We start from the raw sequence: 4148 nt of genomic DNA on the forward strand, positions 1-4148 counted from the left end.
TAGATAAAAAGCTAAACCCTTTAACACCAGTGATGTATAGAGATAGCTTCCCAGAAGATCTTAGGCAAAAGATATTAAGCTATGCCAAAGAGCATAATATAAAGGATTGATTAATGCTCATTAAAGTTTTATTTAAGAACATTGATTTTAAAATAAGTTTCTTCTAAAATAACTTTAGATAGAATTACATAAAAATAATATTATTAACGTGAGGTAAAGGAAACCATGAAGAAAACGTTTAAATTTCTTTGTTCTTTAATTTTTATGCTATTTATCGCAGGATGTGCAAAAGATCTTATCATAAGCAACACTCCAAATTCAAACTTAAACTACCACGGTGACAACGTTCCAGTGACCATCATCGCTTATAAGCTAAGAGATGTAGCAAAATTTCAGCAAGCTAGCATAGTTGATCTAGCTGAGAAAAATGGTGACATACTTGGTCAAGACAAGATAGACTCGATAAAAACGCAAATTCAGCCAAATACAAACAGGTACGCTTTTACAAATGTCGATCCAGACGAAGTGCCATACGTGGGCATTTTGGTGCTTTATGCTGATCAAAGCAAGACAAATATCAAAGCTTACAAATCAACAAAAGAAGCAAAAGAGAAAAATATAGTTTTTGAGATAACTAAAAATGGCGTAAATACCATAGACGCCAGCGGCTCTAAGATCCAAGCAAGCAAATAAAATGTCTGATAAATTAAAAGTTGTCTGGTACAACGGGATGAACGTTGATAAGGTTCATTTTGAGCAGCAAGAGAGGTATTTTGAGAGAAATTTAAACCTAAAGACCGTCTCGTCTTTTTCAAATTTATATGGAGTTTTGGATCTTGAGATCTCAAGTGAGCTTTTGCTTCAAGGCAAGATAGGGCTAAATAAAATTTCTTGCATCTCGCAAGATGGTACGATATTTAACGCCCCAGATCAAGACGACCTACCAGAGCCACTTGAGATAAGTCCTAGCGAGCTAAATTCTGCCGTCATCGTACTAAAGCTACCAGTTAGCTCAGGGCTTGTTGATGTTAGCTTGCAAAACAATCTACCAAATCTAAAATTTACGGCCAAACAAGCGCTCATTAGCTCAAGAGTGCATGATGAAGCTAGTAATGACATTTTAGATGAGCTTGATGACAAAGACGACTTTGAACTCTCATCTGCTTTTACGCAGGATAAAGAAAATTTGATCCTAGCAAGTCAAAGATCGACTCTGGGAGTGCTTGGCTCAAAAACGCCTTATGAGCTTAGCGTGCCTATTTGCAGGATAAAAAACATAGATCTAAACAAACAAATAACACTTGATGAGAAATTTATACCAACTTGCATCGATGTCGGTAAAAATTCTTTCATCACTAGCTTTATAGATGAGTTTAGCTTTGCTACAAAGCAGCATCAAGAGAGCTATACTGGGCTTTTAGGTGGCATAGATCAGGCTAAAAATAGGCTTGATATCTCAACATATTTGACGCTAAATATGCTTAAAAAATGGCACTTGATATTCTCATATCTTTTCAAAAGAGACAAAATTCATCCAGAGTATTTATATGAAAAGCTAGTTGATTTTCAAGCTGATCTGCTAGCCCTAAGTCACGATGATAGTTTTAGCGAATTTATAGCTTATGATCACAACAACTTAAGTCAAACTTTTGTACCGCTAATAAACAATCTTAGGCTTTTGTTCTCGCATATCTTGTCGCCAAAATACGTCATGGCACAGATCGTTAAAAACAATCACGGCTTTTTTGACTGCGTCTTTGATAATCCAAGCATCATAGAAAACTCAGAAATTTACTTTGCTATCCATAGCGATACAAAAAATGAGTACCTGCTCAAAAATTTCAAAGAACAGTGCAAAATTCACACCCAATCAAACATCAAAAGTATCGTCTCATCGCAGCTTCGCGGCATAAATGTAGAGCAAATTTCAGCTATACCAAGTACATTGCCAAAGCTAAATGACTATATCTACTACAAGATCGATAAAAAAGATGAAATTTTTAAAAGCTTCGCAAATCAAAGCGTTATTAGCGTCTATATAACAGCAAATTTATCAAATGCTGACATTAAGATGTGGGCTTTATTATAAGGATAAAAAATGAGTGAGAATCAAAATGAAATTTCGGCTTTAAGCCAGACAAAGCTTCTAGGACTTGGTGCAAATCCTGCCCTAGATCACGTGCTACCACTGCTTCTTTTAGCAAACAGAGTATCAAAACTACAAAATTTTTCACAAAGTGAGATGCAAAATTTACGTGAAAAGCTGATAAATGATATATTAAGCACCACTTCAAAGATCTCAAATTTAGGCATTTATGAAGAGGATGACATCATTAGGCTTAGATATTGCCTTTGTGTTTTCATCGATGAGAGCTTGCTTAAAAACGAAATTTTTATGAACAGTTTTTGGGCGAACAACACCTTAACAACAAGATTTTTCAACGAAAATTTAGGTGGCAACAAATTCTTTGGCATCATGGATAAATGGTTTGAAAACGTTGGCAAAAACAAGGACTTTTTAGAGTTTATCTACGCTTGTTTGGTGCTTGGTTACAAGGGTAAATACGAAGCGCAAGAAGATTGCAATGAGAAAATTTCATACCTTTGTGAAAATATAGCCTCAGCCGTTTCACCACTTATAAAGGCTGATGAAAATGTATTTGAAAAGAGCTATTTAAAAACTAAAAAGAGAAGCTTTTTTGAGATATTCTCACTAAGACATTTGAAATTTTATTTTATCCTTATAGCGCTTGCAGCTATTGCGGCTGCGTTTTTATATAGCACCTACTCGATGGATCAAAACAACGTTAAAAACGACAGCGTCCTAAACAATAAAATAGAAAATTTTATGGACAAAAAGTAAGTGCAAGATAAGTTTTTCAACAAATTTAACGAAAACTTTTCAGAAAACGAACTCTACATCAGCCTTATAGACGAGATGTCAAAGTATAAGACTTTGACGCATGATACGATAAAATGGGACTTTGTTTTTAGCTCGTCTTTAAAGGCATTAAGCGAATTTAGCCTCGATGTAAAGCTTTTAAATTTCTTAGCGATCTCTGCTATAAATTTAAACCAAAAAGATAGTTTGAAAACCCTGATCGAGGCCTTTTCATTTTTTCTAACTACTCTAAAACAAGAGCCAAATTTATTAGCAAAAAATGAAAAGCAAGTGCCTGCTAAAAAAAAGATATTTGCTCAAACGATAGAGCTTTTTACGCAAGCTCATAGGGATGGTATAAATTTAGACGAAGCGAGCGCAAGAGCTTTTAATGAGCTTGTGCCTGAGCTCTCACGCGAGCTTAGCACGCACTTTGATACGCTTTATATAGAAGAGAAAAGCGAGCAAGCTCAAAAAGTAGAGGAGCCAAAGCAGCCAGCAAAAGCCGAGCCGAGCTACTCACAAAGTGTCTCTTTTGGCAGTAGTGATATTAGCACATTTAGTGATAGAGAGTTTAGGGAGTACTTTGTAAATTTATCCGTCTCGCTTTTAAAAAATGACATAAAAAATTTGACCGCTTACTCGCTTATTTTTGAGGCGATGTGGGGCAGGATCAAGACTTTGCCAGTTAGCAGCGAGCAAGTGACGCAGATACGCTATCCTGATGAAAATTTGATCTTACTTTTTAAAAATATGAAAGAAGCAAGTCAAGAAAATTTGGAGAAATTTATAAGAAATTTAGCCCTTAATCCATTTTGGATAGATGGCGTTAGGATATTTTGCGAGTTTTTAAGATCATCTGGTCTAAGCGAGCAAAGCGAACTAGTTTCTAATATGACTTTAAATTTTATAGAAAAATTCCCAGATATGAAAAAGCTCAAATTTCAAAGTGAAGAGGCATTTTTCAGCGAAGAGAGTGCTAAATTTTTTAGTAAAAAAGAGACCGCAAATTTTATCTCTAGTGGCGAAATGAAAAAAGATATGAGCTTTGAGGAGCTGATAAAAGCCCTTGATAGAAGCAAATATACAACAAATTCGCAAAGCGAGCTTAGCTTTTTGTTAGAGCTTTCCAAAATTTTTACAAGCCAAGGCATGGATAACAATGCAAAAGTTGTATATTCGCAAATAGTTAAATTTATAGAAAACACTGAGCTTAAGGATTATTTGTCAGATATTTATATAAAGGCAAAAACATTTTTGTGATAAA

Annotated in this window: 4 protein-coding genes; all 4 read left to right on the top strand. The window is 34.9% G+C overall.

Annotated features, from left to right (window positions below; translation table 11 throughout):
* Nucleotides 1–225: 225 nt before the first annotated feature.
* From tssJ to F3G86_RS01215, 4 genes are read left to right on the top strand one after another with little or no spacing between them, the layout of a single operon-like run.
* A complete protein-coding gene (gene tssJ, locus F3G86_RS01200; RefSeq protein WP_103565622.1) occupies nt 226–693 on the top strand; it encodes a type VI secretion system lipoprotein TssJ in 468 nt (155 codons plus the stop codon).
* A gap of 1 nt (nt 694) precedes the next feature.
* Nucleotides 695–2089, top strand: coding sequence for a type VI secretion system baseplate subunit TssK (gene tssK / locus F3G86_RS01205; protein ID WP_149722746.1), 1395 nt, complete (start codon nt 695–697; stop codon nt 2087–2089).
* 9 nt (nt 2090–2098) lie between these two features.
* Nucleotides 2099–2863, top strand: coding sequence for a type IVB secretion system protein IcmH/DotU (gene icmH / locus F3G86_RS01210; RefSeq protein WP_012001087.1), 765 nt, complete (start codon nt 2099–2101; stop codon nt 2861–2863).
* The gene (locus F3G86_RS01215) at nt 2864–4144 is read left to right on the top strand and encodes a type VI secretion system domain-containing protein (protein WP_149722747.1); all 1281 of its coding nucleotides are present in this window, start codon (nt 2864–2866) and stop codon (nt 4142–4144) included.
* Nucleotides 4145–4148: the final 4 nt, after the last annotated feature.

Origin of the sequence: Campylobacter concisus (genome assembly GCF_902460595.1) — a bacterium.
In the GTDB taxonomy this organism is placed as follows: Bacteria; Campylobacterota; Campylobacteria; order Campylobacterales; family Campylobacteraceae; genus Campylobacter_A; species Campylobacter_A concisus_BL.

Bases quoted from the DNA above. Each gene is read 5' to 3' on its own strand.
- tssJ (WP_103565622.1), top strand. From the start codon at position 226: ATGAAGAAAACGTTTAAATTTCTTTGTTCTTTAATTTTTATGCTATTT.
- tssK (WP_149722746.1), top strand. From the start codon at position 695: ATGTCTGATAAATTAAAAGTTGTCTGGTACAACGGGATGAACGTTGAT.
- icmH (WP_012001087.1), top strand. From the start codon at position 2,099: ATGAGTGAGAATCAAAATGAAATTTCGGCTTTAAGCCAGACAAAGCTT.